The sequence below is a fragment of the Streptomyces sp. STR69 genome, assembly GCF_024519455.1.
Lineage (GTDB): Bacteria > Actinomycetota > Actinomycetes > Streptomycetales > Streptomycetaceae > Streptomyces.
The window spans coordinates 1-15,086 of the sequence record NZ_JALJRY010000044.1; the positions used below are offsets into that span (position 1 = coordinate 1).

Below are 15,086 nucleotides of genomic sequence, written 5' to 3' on the forward strand. Positions count from 1 at the left end.
CGGGGTCGGAGCCCTCGGCGCGGACCTTCTTGCCGGGCAGGTCCTGCTTGTGCTTCGCGTCGTAGATCGTGCGCTTCGGCTTGTCGGACTCGGTGGGCGCGGCGACGGTCGGTGCACCGAGCACCGTGGTCAGCCGGCGGTGGGTGCGCTCGTAGGCGTCGCGCTCCAGAGTTCGACGCGCTAGTCCGGAAAGTACGAGATCTTCATGCCGCACTAAGGCGTCCAGGATGTGAGGCGGCACGACCGTGCAAAAGATCGATGACATACGCCCCCCGTAGCCAGATTGTGTGCTCAAAGTAGCGCTAGGCGCATCGCGCGTCATCGAACACTCTGTAACGAGGCATTCGAGAGTGTGGCCGAGTTTCATCACTTACGATCCACGGGCTGGCCATCCACCTCCACCGGCTCAGGCGTCACAGCAACAACTAGAGCTCTCTGAATTCTCGTAAATTCCCAGCCCGCACTCTTGGCTCAACAGCGAAGGATCTTGTAAATTTCCTTCCGGTTGCATTGCGTAGTAGTGACTGGTACCGCATTGTAGGGAAAGTGCGGAGGTGAGGCTCCTGTGATTTCCACCCGAGATTTCATGGGTGTCGGTATGTGTAGGGAGATCTTATGGACGGTGGTGTCACCTCGCTAATTATCTCCATGGTTGGAGTTGCGGGAACACTCGGCGGGTCATTGCTCACACAGTATCGAGCTGACCAAACGAAAAGAATGGAACTTCGTGTAGCTACTGAACAGCAACGAGAGGGGCGTCTCCATGCTGAAACCGTACGGAATTTGGATTTGACTGAAGCGCGCTCACTTGAAGCTCTCGAGATTCGCCGGGCTTGCTATATCGGATTAAACATAGCGAGTCGACGCTATATGACGGCATTGGTGAACCTTCTCCATGCGTTGCTCAGTGAAACTGATATCAATGAGAGCCTGGAGGAGCTTGAGGCCCGTCGAATCGCTCATCGTGACAGCTACGCTGAGGCGCAGATGATTGTCCCCCAGAGGATTCTGGTAGCAGCGGCGGCGGCAAGCAGGAGACTGAATGAAGGTTACGGTACATTAAAGCACTTAGCGCTCTCCTCCTCGAGTGAAGGGGAGATGAATAATTTTGCAGATGAACTGCAGGCTTTTGAGCAAAGTGTGACCGACTCGTGGGGCTTCCTCTCGCGCCTGCGGCAAGAGATGCGTGAAGAATTAGGAGTAGACCCAACTTCTCATTTGGAGGAATAGGAGCCTCGCCTTGATTTGGAGGTGATGGCCTCAGCCCACGACATAGTCTTTCTCTCACGAGAGGCCGCCGCATGTTGTGCGGTGCGGGGTGCCCCCTGCCGCGAGCAGGGAGCGGAGCGAGCCGCCTTGATCAGGTAGGGAAATTTGGACCTAGTTTTGGGCCGTCAGGTTCGGAGGCTTCGCCCCATTCCTTGAGCGCGGCGTCGATGCGCCGGTTGGCGCGCTCTTGCGACTGCGCGAGGACCTTCGCGTACACGCGGAACAGGACCGCGAGGCTGTGGCCGGCACGGCGGGCGACCTCGGCAGGGTCGACGCCGGAGCTGAGCCAGAACGAGATGCCTGCGTGGCGGAGGTCGTATGGGCGTCGCGCGAGGGAGGAGGACGTTTCCTCTGGGGTTAGAACGGAGGCGCGGGCCTTTGCCCATGCCTCGCCGTAGCCGCTCTCCTGGACGAGGCCGTTGCGGTTGGTGCGGAAGAGCCGGCCGTCTGGGGCTGTGCCGAATCGCTCGATGTGCGTGCGGAGTAGGCGAGTACAAGCGGGGGGAATGGGGACTGGTCGTGAGTCCTCCGGAGCGCGCCACTTCAGACTTCGCTGTTCGTGTGCGCTGCCGTCATCGGTCCAACTTCGGCCGGCGCGGACCGTGCCGCCCCGGAGCGTCAGGGTTCCCCATCCCTTCTCCGGCAGTCGGCATTGCGACTTTTGGAGGCGGATGACCTCGGCCGGGCGCATGCCCGCGTAGTAGAGGCAGCCGAAGAATGCTTCGAGGTGTTCGCCTCGGTCGCCCTGAGCCCGTACAGCGGCGAGCAGGCGGCGGACCTGGCGGGGATTGGCGACCGCCTCGGGATCGACTTCCTCGGTTGTGCGTGGCGCGGTCCACTGCACCGACTGGAGCGGATTCAGGGCGGTCGTGAAGTACTTGGCCTCCGCGGCCATTCCGAGCACGTCGCTCAGGCAGGCGCGTTTGCGGAGTGCGGTTCGCGCGGCGGCCGACTTCCCGTCCAACCTCTTGCCCAGGGCGTCCAGAGCCTTACGGAGGGTCTGTTGGTCCTCGAGGTCTCCGATCGGGACCGAGTTCCGTTCCAACCAGTTGAGGGCCTTGCGCCACTCCGGCTGAGGCTCTTGCTGCCAGGCCAGCTTGTTGTAGGCCCAGCTGTAGAGCGCGCGGCGGAGTACGTGCGGGTCCGGGCAGCCGGTCTCCGTTTTCACCAGGACTGGGGTGATCGTCGCCAACGCGTCCGCGAAATTGCGACGCGACTTGGCCGGGGTGCCATCCCAGCGCTTCTCGATGAAGTCGCGGGTGTGCTGGTACCACGTGACGTTCTGCAGCTTCGCTCGGAGCTCCGAGGCGGGCAGTCCCGTTTCTTCGTCGAAGGGCTCGCCGCGACGGGCTGCTTGCATCAGCTCGGAGCGGCGGCTTTCGGCGAGGCCCTTGGTGGTGAAGGACTCTGACCTCTCACGGGAGTTGACCTGCCAGCGGACCTCGTACGGCTTTCTTCGGCCCGAGCGCTGTCGGATGGCCCAGAAGTGCACTTTGTAGCTGAAGGCCATCAGGCGTTGTTCTCCTCGCAGTTCTGCAGCCAGACGTCGAAGTCGGCACGGCGGAAGCGGAGCTGCCCGTTGGGGAGCTTCAGGCACTTCGGGGCCTTGCCTCGGGCGCGCATTCGGTAGAAGGCGGCGCGGGACATGCCGAGTTCGTCCAGGACGTCGATGAGCTTCATGTGGGGTTCGCGTCGCAAGGTGATCAGGCCCCCTTGGGTATCTCGGATTTGGTGGCAGTCGGTGGGGCGACGGTGAGGTAGAGGCGGACCAGGCGGCTTGGTGGGCGGTCTGGGTAGAGGCGGCTCGTGTCGAGCACGTCCAGGAGGTGGGCGAGGTGGTCGGCGGCGGCTTGGACTTCGGTTTCGGTGCCGTGCAGGCGGATGCGCATGGTTCAGCTCCTGGCTATGGGTTCGGGGTCGCAGCCGGGGTGGATGGATTCGCCGGCGGCGGCGAGGGCGGGGTCCAGGGGATCGCCGCAGCCCTGGCATGAGGGTGTGGGATTAGAGAAGAGGTGCAATCCAGCGCCCGGAACGCCCGCAGCACCCGGGACTGGGTGTTCGGCCTGGTCAGCCGGATTGTGGTCACCGGGTGCTGCGAGTGGCTCAGCGCCCGGTGTAGTGCCCGTAGCACCCGGAGGACTGGGGATGCGGGTGCTGCGGGTGCTCGTGCGGGTGCTGGGGTCTGTGTGAGCACCCGGCGATTGGTGCAGGTCGGGGGCCAGTTCGGGTACTGCGGGTGTTCCGGGTGCTGAAATGCGGTGCTTCTCTGATGCCGTGAGGTTGTAGAGGCGGGAGCGGTTGCCGTCGGGCTGGCGTTTGGAGTCGTCAACGTCGATGCCGATCGTGCGCAGGGCCGGGGCGAGACGCTTGAGTTGGCCGGCGGCTCGGGTGGGGTCCTTGGGCCACTTCTTCGGCAGCTTCTCCGGAGCGTTGACGCTCTCCAGGAGCTGGGCGGCTGTCAGCGTGACGCCTTCGGAGCCGGCGGAGCGTACGAGGTCGACGACGGCCTGGGCGAAGGGCTCGCCGTCCAGGACGTCCGCTACGGCGTCGGCGGCCGTGGCCTTGTAGGACTCCTGGGTCTTCCAGCCGGTGACGTGGTCTACGGCGGCCAGGACGCGGGCGAAGTCGGCCATGCGGGGGCGCTCGGTCAGTTCGACGTTGGGCAGGGCTTTGAGGACCTGGGCGAGCAGGTCGAACAGTGAGGCGAGGATGGCCGGGTGGGCGTCGGCGTAGGCGCGGTCGAGTTCGGCTTCCTCGCGGCGCTTGCGGTCCGGGATGAGCTGCAGCTCGATCGTGAGGAGGCGTTCGGCGAGGTCGCCTGCCAACGCTCCGGCGTCGATTGTCGTCATGGCCAGGACCCGGCGGAACTCCAGGACCACCACGTCGTCGTCGGTGAACAGGGCGCGGTCGACGACACCGTCGCCAGTGACCGCGCGGCACAGGGCGTCCGAGAGCCAGTCCGGGATGATCGAGATGTTGTCGAGGCAGATGGCCCAGGAGTTGAAGGCCTGCACCGACCACGACTTCAGGTCGCGCGGTGCGGTGCGCTTCGGGGCGCCTGAGGGGTCGATGATGCCGATCACCATGGCAGCGCCTTTGGACTTGCCGGTGCCCTGCTCGCCGCGGAAGGCGAGGATCGGGTGGGGCAGGTCGGGGATGAACGCGGCCAACAGCCAGGCGACCAGGAGGTGGAAGCCCTCGTCGGTTGTGTTGAGCAGGTCGTGCAGCTTCGCTAGGCCGTCGCCGTCTCGCACGGGTGCGGGGAGGGGCTTCATGGCTCCGGAGCGGCGGAAGACGATCGGGGAGGCGGACCGCACGTGCCAGCCGTCGGGGCCGACGCTGACGCAGCGGCCGTCGGCGGTGCCGAGGTCGATGAGGATCTGGTCGTCGGGACGGGCGACGCGCAGGAGTGGGGTGCGCGGGTCGGCGTTCGCGGCCAGGCCCTCGAGGACCGTCATCGCGTCGGCGAGGGCCGACTGGGACGGAACCGTGCCGTTGTTCACGTCGGTGTAGATGCGGGCGAGTTGGGAGCGTAGGCCGGCCTTGCCGCGCAGGGGCAGGGCGAGGTTGGGGCCGTCGACCTTCACGCCGTAAGGGCGGCCGTCGTCGGACATGAACAGGTCGTAGCGTTCGCGAGCCAGGGCCACGAGTTGGGAGGCCTGGGACGGGCCCTTCTTCTCCGGGTCGACGCCGTGGGCGGTCAGGATCTCTCTGGCCATGGCGGCGGATTCGGTGTGCGGCGTGCTGCCGTTGACGTGCTTCGTCATCGGGCGCCTCGCGCGATCCGCTGGGCGGCGGACGTGACGGTTGCGCGGGCCTCGCTCTCAGGCAGGCCGATGCGGGTGGCGGCATTGATGAGCGCCTCCGCGAGTGCTGGGGCGTCGATCGTCTCGTGAGCGCGGCAAGCGGCCCAGTACAGGCGGTCGTTGCGCTGGCCCTCGGGTGCGTCGATGACGAACTGCAGGAGAGCGACCGCCTGGCGGCCGGCGATCGGAAGCAGAGCCGCAGCGTGTGGTGCTGCCGGAGCGGGAGGGGTGAGCTGCTGCAGAAGACCGTCCGGGACGTCGGCGAGGACCTGGTCCTCGGTGCCGGGAGCGAGGGTGTAGGTGCCGCGGGTGGTGGTGGAGCCGGGGCCGACTAGGTAGCCGCCGGAGCCGCGGACGTCGATCCCGGGAGCGAGGCGGCCGACCGAGTTGGGAATGGTCCGGTCGGCGGGGCCACGCAGCCACAGGTGCCGGCCACCGCTCGGGGTGGCCACCGTGATCGTGGGCGGGATGGTGAAGGCGTGTTCGCGGGTGAGGGCTTCGAAGTTGGCGATGCCGTCGATGTCGTTCTTCACGTCCAGGTCGATGCCGATCATGTGGTGCGGGGTGCGGCCGCAGGCGATGCCGTAGCCGGTCGCCCATGGGGCCACAGCGAACAGGGCTCGTACGGCCTTGGGGTTGGTGGTGGCGTCGTGGATGCCGTGGCCGATCTGTCCGCACTCGCCGTGGCAGCGGACTCGGCCGTGCTCGGCTCGGTGGGGTGAGCGGACTGCGGGTAGCTTGGTGCGGCTGAGCGGGATCACCGCCAACCCGCGGTGGGCAGCGCTCAGGGCGTGGGCCAGGGCGGTGCTGTGGGCAGGGGGATGCGGTTCGGTCACGGGAGACCCTTCCGGTGCTTCGGTGCTTGGGGTGTCTCGGACCGGTCTTGATCAGTTCCGGTCACGTCTAGGTACGTCTCTTGCGAAAATCCGTTACACCCCCAGGTCAGAGGCCTGACCTGCTGCGGATTGCAGGCGGTCGCGCATGACGCGCGCGCCCGCGTAGAGCGGTCCAGAAAGTCCAGAAACTCGGGGGTGTCAGGGGCGTCAGGCCGGGGGTGTCAGACGCGTCTGACGGGGGTCGCGGGCGCGTATGACCCGTGCGTTTGGGGCCCGTTGGCGTCAGCGGTGTCAGACGCGTCTGACGCGTCAGGGCCGTCAGGCGGCTTCGTCCTCGTCGTCGCGGACGATGACGTACACGCCGGTCTCGTCGGTCTCGGCGAGGCGGCCGGCGATGACGAACTGGGCGACCTGGCCGGAGACCCAGGCGCGCGAGCGGCCGTGTCGGTCGCAGTGCTCCATGAAGTCGGCGGGGCGGACGACGGTGCGGCCCTCGGACTCGAACTCGGTCAGTAGCTCTTCCATGGCCTGGCGGGCCTGCTTCGGAGTGAGTTGGATCTTTGGCTGAGCGGGCGGCCGTTCGGCGAACTGCACCACGGTGGTGGGGTGCGGGAGTTCCTGCTCGGGGTCGATGCCGTCCAGATCCTCGTCGTCGAAGTCGTCGTCCTGGTCCTCGCCGTCGTACGCGGTGAAGGCGTGGTCCTGGTCGTCGTCGGAGGTGGTGGGGATGGAGCGCGGGCGGGTGGGCATGTCGGTGTCCTCCTGAGTGGGCTGGGCGTGGGTGGTGCCGGGTATCGGGTGGCGGGTGCGCTGGGTGTACTTGCGGCCGGCGGCCTGGGCGGCGGCCTGGGCGGTGACTGGGTCGATCGCGGCGCGGACTTCGGCGAAGGCGAGGACGACCCACTCCAGGTATTCGCGGCCGGTGAGGTAGTCGCGCAGCGGGGTGGCCCAGAACGTCTCGGGGATGCCGTTGGCGACCAAGTAGCTGTAGCCCGGCTTCTTGTCCTTCCACACGTGCGGGCGTGCTCCGGCGTCCAGGACGTCGTCGTCCAGGGCGAAGCCGGCGTCGGTGTCGTTGCGGACGCCGTGGCACCAGGAGGAGCCGAGGGAAGCGCGAGTGTCGGTGGACATCTGGTTGTGGGAGGCGCGTTGCATGGAGACGACCAGGGAGACGCCTGCGGAGCGGGCCTCTTGGGCGATGCCGGTGAAGGCGTCCTCCTCCGTCTCGCGGATGGTCTTGGCGGCTTCCTCGAACCAGGCGAGCAGGTACGGCATGCCAGGCGAGCCGTCGACCTGGGTGCGGGCGCAGGCCGGTTCCCACTGCTTGTAGCCGTACTTGGCCAGCCATGCGGTACGGGCTGGGATGACCGCGTGCAGGGCGGCGACCATGGCCTTCGTGGACGGCATGTCGAGCGCGGCCCAGTCGAAGGCGGGCAACAGCGGGCCCAGGGTCTGTTCGGCCTTGGCCGGGTCGGAGCCCCACACGATCACGTCGCGGCGGGTGAAGACTTCGGCCAGGGCCGTGAGACCGCCTTCGGACTTGCCGGAGCCGGTCATCCCCATGATGAGCAGGTGCATGGCGTTGCGGGCGGCGGCTGCCTCGCCGGGGAAGAACATGGCCGCTTCGGCGCCGTCCTCGTAGATGCCGACGTGGACCGGGTTGGCGATCGAGCCGCCCGGGTGCGAGGGGCCGGGGCAGGGCACGGTGTTCTTGAGCAGGTCGTGCGGGACGATCGTGATGGCGCCGCGGGAAGCCGACTCCGGATCCGGGGCGTGTCGTACGGCGTTGGGCGGGACGTCCAGGGCGGAGGCGAGCTTCGGGAGTGCCTTGGAGACGTCGTCGTTGGTGAGTTCGCCGCGCGGGAGCTGGTAGTCGATGGTGGCTTTGTTCGGGGCGGCTTCGGCCTTGGTGGTCAGGGTCTTGGCCAGGCCTACCTTCTCCCAGATGCCGCCGTCGGCACCGCCGGTGGAATCGGGGTTGCGGCGCAGGATCTGGCGGATGTTCCAGGACAGCGCCAGCGAGGGGGCGCCGATGAAGTAAAGGCCAGCGAGCGGTCCGGCGTCGGGGCCGGCGATCGCGGCCGCAGTGAACCAGCCGGAACTGGCCGCAACGGTGACTGCGGAGTGCAGGCGGCGCTGTGCGGTGGTGGACTTGCCTGCGGCCCAGGTCGCGCCGGTAAGCGCGACCGAGGCGAGGGTGAGGCCGGCGGTGACAGCCGCGTTGTCCGCCCAGTAGAGGTGGGCGGGCCAGGAGACCAGGCCCGTGCCTGCCCCGGCCAGCCACGGCGGCAGGTGCGGCTTGAGGCGGTGCAGCAGGTACTCGACAACACCGCCGCCGCCCTGGGCAGCGCGTAGCTGCTCTTCGATCAGCTGCTCGGGGGTGGGATGGGACACGGCCTGGTCCTCCTGGTCGTACGCGAATCAGCAGAGCTGCGAGGGGAGTTGACGGGTCAGAGGTTGAAGTCGAAGCGTTTGCGGCCGGCCGCGCGGCGGGTGTTGTAGGGGGCCAGCTCTGGTTCGAACTCGCGCTGGAACGCGGCGTAGGTGGCGACCGCGTTCTTCGCGGCGTCGCGGACGTCGTCGGCGGTCTTCTTGAGCTTCTTGCTGACCCGGCGGGCCCTCATTCGGGAGCCCATCCGTCCGCGACCTTGCGGGTCCGGGACTTGGGCGAGGGCGGCGTTGAGGACTTCGGCGGCGCCCGCGAGTTCGAAGGACAGCTGCAGGAAGACGCTGCGCGCCTGGTCGCAGTAGTTGCGGACGTCGGTGCTGTTGAAGAACTGCGGGTCGGCGAGCGGACTGTGGCCCTGCTTGGTGCCGCCGCCGGCGCCGCGGGAGAAGAAGCCGCCGCCGGGCCCGGCGGTGCCCTGCCCCTGGCCGCCGTTTTGCGGGTTGCCGCCGACGTGCACGTGGTAGTGCCGGGCCCCGCCGCTGCGGGAGCCGCCGCCGGTGGTGCGGCGTGCGTTGCCGTTGCCGTTGGCGGCGTTGCCGCCGGGCGAACCGGGGGCGCTGCGCGAGGAGTTGAAGCTGCTCTGCCAGTTGTTGCTGTTGGGGGGTGTGGTCATCAGTGGATCTCCTCAATCGGGGCGGTGGCAGCAGCCCGGCGGGTGCGCAGCCACAGCACCTGGGCCGTGATGGCCAGGGCGAGCCACAGCAGCGGGAGCGGGCGGGCGAGCGGGCCGAAGGCGACGGAGAGTGCGGCCCAGGCCGTGGCAGTGGTGGCGAGTGCGGCGACGGTGCGACGCCAGCGGCGGACGGAACGGTCATCGGTCTGGCGACGGTTGCCGACCCAGGTCAGCCAGCCGAACGGGACGGCCACGGCCGGGGCGAGCACAAGCGCGGTCCACCACGCCAGGACGTGCACGATGCCGGTGGCGAGGAACGCGGCGACGGCTATGCCGGTGGGCGCCCAGCTGCGTCGTGTCTCCCACAGCCAGGTACCGAGGGCACGCATCGCGCGCTGGGTGAGGGTCGGGCGTTCGGGGACGACCAAGACGATTGGCTGGGCGTCGCGGCGACGGGTGCGCGGGACGTGCGCGGTGCGTGTGCCGCCGTACGACACCTTCCGAGTTCGGTTGGGCATGGCGGGACCGGGTCCTTTCAGTGGGTGGTGTGGGTGCCACGGCGCCCGGCGCGGCGGCCGGCGGTGGTGGCGTGGGTGGGCTGCAGGGTGGCGTAGCGCCAGCGGGTGCCGAGGCTCTTGGCCGCGTACATGGCCTCATCAGCGGCGCGGAGTCGGACGTCGAACGGCAGGCCGGGGCGGTCGGCCGGGCGGCAGAAGCCGATCGAGACGCGCGGCGAGAGCGGGGCCGGCTCGTCTATGTCGACGCTCTGCTGCAGTCGGTGCACCAGGTCGTCCAGGGCTGTGGTTGCGCTGTCGTCCAGGTCGACTGCGGCGGCGAACTCGTCACCGCCCAGGCGCCCGGCGAACCCGCCGTGTTCGGAGCTCCACTGCTGCAGGCGCCGGCCGATCGCGGCGAGCACGGCGTCTCCGGCCGCGTGGCCGAAGGTGTCGTTCACGTGCTTGAAGCGGTCGACGTCCAGCAACAGCACGCTCAAAGGCCGGCGCGCGGTGGTTCGTAAGGCGCGGGAGGTGAACGGGTCGCGGGTGGACAGGCCGGTTAGCGGGTCGGTGCGGGCGATGCGCAACCGCCGGGCGAGCCACAGGGTGTGGGTGGCCCAGCCCGCGGCGGGCAAGGCGGCGGCGAGGGCGATCGGGTCGGTCACTGGGTCAACTCCTGAGCGGGGGCAGGGGTGTTCGGGGCGGGGTAGGCGCAGAGGACGCAGGTGCCGAGGGAGCGGGGGATGCAGTAGCTGTAGGTGATTTGGCACTGGGGGCAGGTGCGGCGGGCGAGCATCGCCAGCGCGAGGGCACCCCACTTGCGCGACGTCATGGGCCGCACGGGCTTGGCGTCCGTGACGCGGTAGAGGTAGGCGACGCGGGCGTAGCCGTGGCGGGTGTAGCGCAGGACCTGCGCGGACACATGCTGTCCGCCTGGACGCAGGCCCTTCGCGCGCAGTTGACGGCGGGTGGCGTAGCCGTCGGGGGCCATCCGCCACGGGAAGGTCGGTATGCCGAACCGGACCCCGTTCGGGTCGTAGCACTTGGCGTATGCGGCGCCCATCAGCCCTCGCCTCCCGTCAGGGCCAACTCGCCCTCAAGGGCGGGTGCTTGGGTCGGCTCCGGAGCAGGGTTCTCAGCTGGTTCCGGGTCGGGCTTCGGGGCGTTGAGAGAGATGTCGCGGATGCGGGCGGCGCGGCGGGTGCCGATGCCGTAGGTCTTGATCAGCCAGGTGGCCGACGCCTCCTGCCCGGCCGCCACGCGCTCGCGGGCTGCCGCGATCAGCTCCTCATCCGTCGGGCCGGGCGGCAGTGCCTGCCGCTTGGAGCCTGCCGCGACGGGTCGGCGGGGCTGCCGTTGTTTCGGTTCGGCAGCGGGTGCCGTAGGAACCGGCGGCGGGGGTGCTGCCGGAGCGGGCGGCATGGGGTGCTTTCCGGCCGGGGCGGCGGGGGTGCTTGGTGTCCTGTCGGCAGGGGGCTGTGTGCGCAGGTGCGCCATATGCACGAGCAGGCCCAGGACGACGGGCGGGATGGCGGAGACCGCGACGATCAGCGGCCAGTCCACGGCGATCACTTGGGAGGCGATGGCGTGGTCGACGGCGTTGCCGGCCACTGACAGGACGATGGCGCCGATCGCGTTCGCCTTGGCCCAGGCGCGGGCCGTGGCATTGCGGGTGGACTGTCCCAGCCACACCCGTACGGCGGTCATGGCATAGGCGTCGGTGGTCAGCGGCAGCAGCCAGGACAGCCACGGCCACCAGCCGGTACGCACGGCGAGGTCCTGCAGAGCGGCATACGACGATGCGGCAGCGGCCAGGCCGACGGCGCCCATCCCGGCGTACAACAGCCAGTCCCGGCGCGGTACTTCCGGCGTGGTGGGCTGGGTGAGAGCTTCGGTGGTCATCGCGTTCACCCCAGGGAGTTGCTGAGGCCAGAGGTGATGGCGATGACCGTCTGGGCGACGGCGCCCTTGACACCGTTGGCGAAGTCGCCGGTCAGATAGAGGCCGATCAGGACGCCCAGGGTCAGCGTCGACCAGCGGTGTTCGGTGAAGTAGCAGAGCATCCCGGCGATCAAGAGCAGCAGGAGCAGGAGCAGGACCGAGATGGTCACCACGGGAGCTGCGGACGGGGCTGCCAACAGGATGGGGGCGGACACTTGAGGCTCCTTCAACAGGGCTGTGGGAGAGGTGAGTCGGCGGGGGTGGTGGCCCGCCCGGCGCGGGGTGCGGGGGTCGACCGCGCGGGGCGGGCGGCAGGGGCGGCTACCGGTCGGGGCCGCGCTCGAATGCGGCGATCGTCAGGTCGATCAGGCCGGGGTCGGTGCAGTAGCCGGCGTAGGTGCCGTTCGCGTGCCACACGTGCCAGCGCCGGCCGAGAACGCCGGGGTGGTGGGCACAGACGGCGAGGTAGGCGCGGCGGCGTACGACAGGCACGTCCGGCAGCGTCACGGACTCCGGCAGTGGCTGCGGAGCGCTCATCACGCCGCGCCTTCCTGACCGGGCAGCAACTCAGCGAGCCGGTCGGCGGAGGGCGGCAGGTCGCTGGGCGCGCAGTCGCCGAAGCAGACGTCGCGGTGGTCGTCGATGTGCTGCAGATCGCGGGCGAGGCCGTAGTCGTCGGAGACGGCAACCTCGCGGTAGTCGCCACACACGCAAGGCACGATCAACGTCCAGCGCGGCTCGGGCATGCAGCCCGGCTGGGAGGTGAGGGTGTGGTGCAGCCACGCGTCCTCGTCCAGGTACGTGACCGCGCACGGGGCGATGGCCCACTCGTAGTCGATCCCGTCGACGTAGAGCGCGGGGTAACCGGCCCAGTCGTCGGCCTGCACGACGCGGGCAAGGGTGTCGGGGAAGGCGTCCTGCGTCTGGTCGTCGGCCAGCCGCACGGCCATCTGCCGTTGTGCCTCGATGCGTTCGCGCTTCTCGCGCTCCCATTCCAGCTCGATGACCTCGCGGGACTGGGAGGCCAGCCGTAGCAGGCGGCGCAGGCGGGTTTCCGGGGTGGTGGTGTCAGTCATCGCGCGGTCCTCCGGGCGTGCGTGGGGTGGCAGACGTGGGTGCGGGCGGCGCGGCGGGCGGCGCGCTGGTTGCGGTAAGCGGGGTGCCAGCCGCAGACCGGGCAGCGGGGCCGGGCGCTCATGCGATGCGCCTTCCGGAGAGCGCCGGCGTCTCGCCGTCGGCCGTCGCGAGGGCGACGTCGGTGAGGATCGGCTCGTACTCCGGCAGGGCGCCCAACTGATCGAGGGTGTCGATCAGCACCGCGAGCGGGAGCGCCTGGCCGTCGTAGTGCGCGATCACGGCGGCGCGGGCGGCGGCCAGGAGTTCGGCGTTGTCGTGCCACAACGCGGCCAGCTGGCGCCGCAGTTGGGAGTTGGCAGCGGTCAGCGAGGCGATGGTCGGCTTCGGGCGGCGCGGGAGGGGCTGAGTGGACATGAGGTGAGAAACCTCCGTGGATCGGACGGCTGTCGGGCGTGAGCGGGCAGCGCTGAGCCAGGCCGGGGACACCCGGCAGCCGTACGGAGAAAGAGAGTTGAGGGGAGCGGATCAGATGCCGTGCGGGCCACGGCGGGAGCGTCCGCTGTCGCGGGTCATCGACCGCAGCACCATCGCGCACACGGTGACCGAGACGGCCACCACGGCGACGGAGGCGGCGACGATCGCGACCGACAGCAGCAGCGCCACCAGGACCACGCCGACAACCAGGGCGCCGGCCACGCCTGTTGCCACTAGGGCGCCGGGCGACATCGCGGACATCCGAGACGGCGCGGCCGGGGCGTGCGAGCAACCGCACGACGGGACCAGGCCGGTAGGTGCATGCACCGGAGCAACGGCGGCCGGGGCGGGGGCCGATGACAGATACGTACGGCCGAGCGCGTCGGTGAGCACGTACTGCTGTGCAGCCTGGGGAAGCGGCAGGTTCGGCTCGTTCATGCCGCAGCCCCCTTCCTGGCGGACGGCGTCCACTCGAAGCCGCACGACCCGCACACCCCGCGCGCCATGTGACAGCGCGAGACGAAGACGGTGCGACGGCAGCGCGGGCACTTCGACTTCGGACACACAGGGCGTTGGTCGTAGAACGGAGCCGCGCCCATCAGGCGTCCGCCTGCCCGTCCTGGGTCCCGCCCGCGGGCACAACCTCATCGTCGTTGAAGGGCGCGTAGGCGTGAATGTGCAGGCCGCCGACGGCGCCGTGGGTCTCGAAGACCCAGCCGCCTCGGCTCCACGCGTTCAGATGCGTGTCGGATCCCATGGCCTGGGCCAGGCGCGCGAGGGCCGGGAAGCGGTCCTGCGGTTCCACCGGTTCGTGCGTCGGCAGCTGCAGTCCGACGCGCGCGTTGTCGGACATCGTGATGTAGAGCTCCGGAAGACCCGGGACGCCGGCCAGGAAGTCGGCGAGCTGTCGCAGAGCGTCAGAGGGGGAGCTGGAAGCCGGTTCCGCCGACTTGGATTCGATCGCCGATGCGGCGATACGATCGTTGAGCATCGTTGAACTCCTCTAGACAGGGACTCGATGCGTCGGCCTCGGCAGAGGCTTGAGATGTGGGCCAACACGTCTCAGGCCGTATCTGCCGGGGCCGTTCTGTCTCACCAGGTTGATGGGTTCCTGCGAGCGCTACCAATGACGGTCTGTCATATGGCTTCTGTCTCACGGGAATCCCACCCGGTTTCATCATGGTGCACCTAGTGCACCAAGTTTGGCAACAGGTCTCGCCGGATTGAGTAGGGAGCGATGGGGCCGCAGTGTGGTGGACTAGGTGAGATAGGTGAGATGACCCAGGTGAAGGTGTGGTGCATGACCGAGTTCAGGGGCAAGCCGGCGTACCGGCAGCTTGCCGACTACCTGCGGGAACGCATCAAGAGCGGCGAGATCCCGAATGGCGCGCCCCTGCCGTCGGCGGCTGAGCTGATGAACCAGTTCGAGGTGTCCAGCACCGTGGTGAAGAACGGGATCAGCGTGCTGCGGGCCGAAGGCTTCGTCGTGGGTCACCAGGGCAAGGCGGTCTATGCCCAGAATCCGCCCCTCACACCTCTGCCTGAGTGGGCCCCGCCAGTGATCGATGCGGCACACGCCTTGGCGGGCCTGGTCGAAGAGATCGCGGAAGGGCATCCGGTGGAGCCGTCGAAGGCCCGGGACGCGCTGACCGCGTGGCATGCGGTCAGCGAGCAGCTGCCGGAGTCGTTGCTCACCGCGCGGCGGCAGGCTGTCACGGAGGACTAGGAGTGCGCCCCAGCGATTTTTACCCCGCTACCTGCACTTCCGCAGAGTGATCTTGGACGGGGGCTTGGGTCTCGCGGCTACGCCCGGCCTTGCTGCCCGCCTGCAGAGTCTCGGCCTGGCCACCGCCCTATCTGGGGTGTCGGCTGTCATGGCGCCGCGTACTACGCGGCGATGAGGATGGCAGGGCAGCTCCCAGGCGCACCAGAAAGGTAGCGAACTGGGTTCATCGAGTTACTCAGAGGCCGTAAGGGCTGCCGATGCTTGTACGGAACCTCTTCCAGGTTCGACGGATTGTTCCTCTGGAACGGGAGCGCCCCACACCGTGCATGCGGCTGCGGCCAATCCAGCCAGGGGGACGCTATCCAGACAGTTGACCGATTGCCAGGAGCGAGCTCGTT

General features: G+C 68.8%; 20 protein-coding genes and 1 pseudogene. 2 read left to right on the forward strand and 19 right to left on the reverse strand.

Annotated features, from left to right (window positions below; genetic code table 11):
* A pseudogene (locus OC490_RS45465) lies at positions 1-265 on the reverse strand (peptidase M4 family protein); the annotation flags it as partial.
* Positions 266-615: 350 nt separating this feature from the next.
* Here OC490_RS45465 and OC490_RS45470 point away from each other — a divergent pair.
* Positions 616-1,230, forward strand: coding sequence for a hypothetical protein (locus OC490_RS45470; RefSeq protein WP_262063948.1), 615 nt, complete (start codon positions 616-618; stop codon positions 1,228-1,230).
* Positions 1,231-1,360: 130 nt separating this feature from the next.
* Here the strand turns inward: OC490_RS45470 and OC490_RS45475 are convergent, their stop codons facing one another.
* The 18 genes from OC490_RS45475 to OC490_RS45560 form a co-directional block, all read right to left on the reverse strand.
* Complete coding sequence (locus tag OC490_RS45475; RefSeq protein WP_262063949.1) at positions 1,361-2,779, reverse strand: tyrosine-type recombinase/integrase; 1,419 nt, start codon at positions 2,777-2,779, stop codon at positions 1,361-1,363.
* On the reverse strand, positions 2,779-2,967 hold the full coding sequence (locus tag OC490_RS45480) for a helix-turn-helix transcriptional regulator (protein ID WP_410099264.1): 189 nt from the start codon (positions 2,965-2,967) through the stop codon (positions 2,779-2,781). Before OC490_RS45480 ends, OC490_RS45475 begins: the two co-directional genes overlap by 1 nt.
* A 5-nt stretch (positions 2,968-2,972) precedes the next feature.
* Complete coding sequence (locus OC490_RS45485) at positions 2,973-3,158, reverse strand: hypothetical protein (RefSeq protein WP_262063950.1); 186 nt, start codon at positions 3,156-3,158, stop codon at positions 2,973-2,975.
* Between the two features lie 3 nt (positions 3,159-3,161).
* Positions 3,162-5,036, reverse strand: a complete 1,875-nt coding sequence (locus tag OC490_RS45490) for an ATP-binding protein (protein WP_262063951.1) — start codon at positions 5,034-5,036, stop codon at positions 3,162-3,164.
* On the reverse strand, positions 5,033-5,911 hold the full coding sequence (locus OC490_RS45495; protein ID WP_262063952.1) for a bifunctional DNA primase/polymerase: 879 nt from the start codon (positions 5,909-5,911) through the stop codon (positions 5,033-5,035). Before OC490_RS45495 ends, OC490_RS45490 begins: the two co-directional genes overlap by 4 nt.
* 318 nt (positions 5,912-6,229) lie before the next feature.
* Positions 6,230-8,305, reverse strand: a complete 2,076-nt coding sequence (gene traB / locus OC490_RS45500; protein WP_262063953.1) for a plasmid transfer protein TraB — start codon at positions 8,303-8,305, stop codon at positions 6,230-6,232.
* A 56-nt stretch (positions 8,306-8,361) separates the two neighbouring features.
* Complete coding sequence (gene traA / locus OC490_RS45505; protein WP_262063954.1) at positions 8,362-8,973, reverse strand: plasmid transfer protein TraA; 612 nt, start codon at positions 8,971-8,973, stop codon at positions 8,362-8,364.
* Positions 8,973-9,491: a hypothetical protein gene (locus OC490_RS45510; protein ID WP_262063955.1), complete on the reverse strand. Its 519-nt coding sequence runs from the start codon at positions 9,489-9,491 to the stop codon at positions 8,973-8,975. Before OC490_RS45510 ends, traA begins: the two co-directional genes overlap by 1 nt.
* A gap of 17 nt (positions 9,492-9,508) precedes the next feature.
* Positions 9,509-10,135, reverse strand: coding sequence for a GGDEF domain-containing protein (locus tag OC490_RS45515; protein WP_262063956.1), 627 nt, complete (start codon positions 10,133-10,135; stop codon positions 9,509-9,511).
* On the reverse strand, positions 10,132-10,533 hold the full coding sequence (locus OC490_RS45520; protein WP_262063957.1) for an RRQRL motif-containing zinc-binding protein: 402 nt from the start codon (positions 10,531-10,533) through the stop codon (positions 10,132-10,134). The genes OC490_RS45515 and OC490_RS45520 overlap by 4 nt, the downstream gene beginning before the upstream one ends.
* On the reverse strand, positions 10,533-11,372 hold the full coding sequence (locus tag OC490_RS45525; RefSeq protein WP_262063958.1) for a DUF2637 domain-containing protein: 840 nt from the start codon (positions 11,370-11,372) through the stop codon (positions 10,533-10,535). Before OC490_RS45525 ends, OC490_RS45520 begins: the two co-directional genes overlap by 1 nt.
* Positions 11,373-11,377: 5 nt before the next feature.
* Positions 11,378-11,626: a hypothetical protein gene (locus tag OC490_RS45530; RefSeq protein ID WP_262063959.1), complete on the reverse strand. Its 249-nt coding sequence runs from the start codon at positions 11,624-11,626 to the stop codon at positions 11,378-11,380.
* A gap of 106 nt (positions 11,627-11,732) precedes the next feature.
* Positions 11,733-11,948 carry a hypothetical protein gene (locus tag OC490_RS45535; protein ID WP_262063960.1) on the reverse strand — a complete coding sequence of 72 codons (216 nt, stop codon included), beginning with the start codon at positions 11,946-11,948 and terminating at the stop codon, positions 11,733-11,735.
* Positions 11,948-12,487, reverse strand: a complete 540-nt coding sequence (locus OC490_RS45540; RefSeq protein WP_262063961.1) for a hypothetical protein — start codon at positions 12,485-12,487, stop codon at positions 11,948-11,950. Before OC490_RS45540 ends, OC490_RS45535 begins: the two co-directional genes overlap by 1 nt.
* Positions 12,484-12,609 (reverse strand): hypothetical protein, encoded by a 126-nt coding sequence (locus OC490_RS45545; RefSeq protein ID WP_262063962.1) that lies wholly within the window; start codon positions 12,607-12,609, stop codon positions 12,484-12,486. Before OC490_RS45545 ends, OC490_RS45540 begins: the two co-directional genes overlap by 4 nt.
* The gene (locus OC490_RS45550) at positions 12,606-12,902 is read right to left on the reverse strand and encodes a hypothetical protein (RefSeq protein ID WP_262063963.1); all 297 of its coding nucleotides are present in this window, start codon (positions 12,900-12,902) and stop codon (positions 12,606-12,608) included. Before OC490_RS45550 ends, OC490_RS45545 begins: the two co-directional genes overlap by 4 nt.
* 111 nt (positions 12,903-13,013) lie before the next feature.
* Entirely contained in the window at positions 13,014-13,400 is a 387-nt protein-coding gene (locus OC490_RS45555) for a hypothetical protein (RefSeq protein WP_262063964.1), read from the reverse strand.
* A gap of 160 nt (positions 13,401-13,560) precedes the next feature.
* Positions 13,561-13,953, reverse strand: a complete 393-nt coding sequence (locus OC490_RS45560) for a hypothetical protein (protein ID WP_262063965.1) — start codon at positions 13,951-13,953, stop codon at positions 13,561-13,563.
* A gap of 309 nt (positions 13,954-14,262) precedes the next feature.
* On the opposite strand from OC490_RS45560, the gene OC490_RS45565 reads away from it, so the two are divergent.
* Positions 14,263-14,688 (forward strand): winged helix-turn-helix domain-containing protein, encoded by a 426-nt coding sequence (locus tag OC490_RS45565; protein ID WP_262063966.1) that lies wholly within the window; start codon positions 14,263-14,265, stop codon positions 14,686-14,688.
* Positions 14,689-15,086: the final 398 nt, after the last annotated feature.